Below are 666 nucleotides of genomic sequence, written 5' to 3' on the forward strand. Positions count from 1 at the left end.
CGAGATAGGGGTAGAAAAAGGTAGTGCTTTGCATGGAAGTGGTGGGAGAAGTACAGTGGAGGAAGGAAGATTCCTGCTTACCCCATTACCGCCCAAATAGTTGTTATTGCCCATCTTATGCTCAACCAAAAAGGCGCCCTGATACCCAATGCAGGCGGCTACTGGGGAAGGGTAATCGTCAGCTCTGCCCGGTAGCGGCCGTTTGGCTGCGAAAGCTGCAATTCATAGCCTCCCGGATAATACAGCTGTAGGCGCTGTTGAATATTCTGTAGTCCGATGCCCCCCGTGCGGCGTGCCGTAGCCCGAGGAGCCTCCGGTAGCATATCGTTTTCAATGGTGAAACAGAGCTGGCCGGGCCTGGTTGTGAGGGTTGCTTCCACGCCGGCATGCTCGGTGTGGTGGTGGCGCCCATGCTTAAAGCTGTTCTCTACTAGGGGAAGGAGCAGCAATGGGGGCACCTGCGGCGGCACTGTGGTGCTATCGAGCGTGGCAAACCGGATGCGGGCGCCAGGATACTTGCGTTGTTCCAGCTCGAAGTAATTCTCTAGAAACACTATTTCTTCCGTCAGCGAAATACTCGCCCTACCACTGTCGTAGAGCACGTAGCGCATCAATTCGGAAAGCAACAGAATAAAGCGCGGCGTATCCGGCGAGCCGGCTAAGCTT

The 666-nt window shown here is 55.4% G+C and carries 1 protein-coding gene; it reads right to left on the reverse strand.

Features of this window, described 5'->3' with window-relative positions; translation table 11 throughout:
* Nucleotides 1–158: 158 nt before the first annotated feature.
* The coding region (locus tag VI25_RS22960; protein ID WP_045690802.1) for a histidine kinase at nucleotides 159–666 on the reverse strand (508 nt) is incomplete at its 5' end.

This window comes from Hymenobacter sp. AT01-02, from assembly GCF_000961955.2.
GTDB lineage: Bacteria > Bacteroidota > Bacteroidia > Cytophagales > Hymenobacteraceae > Hymenobacter > Hymenobacter mucosus.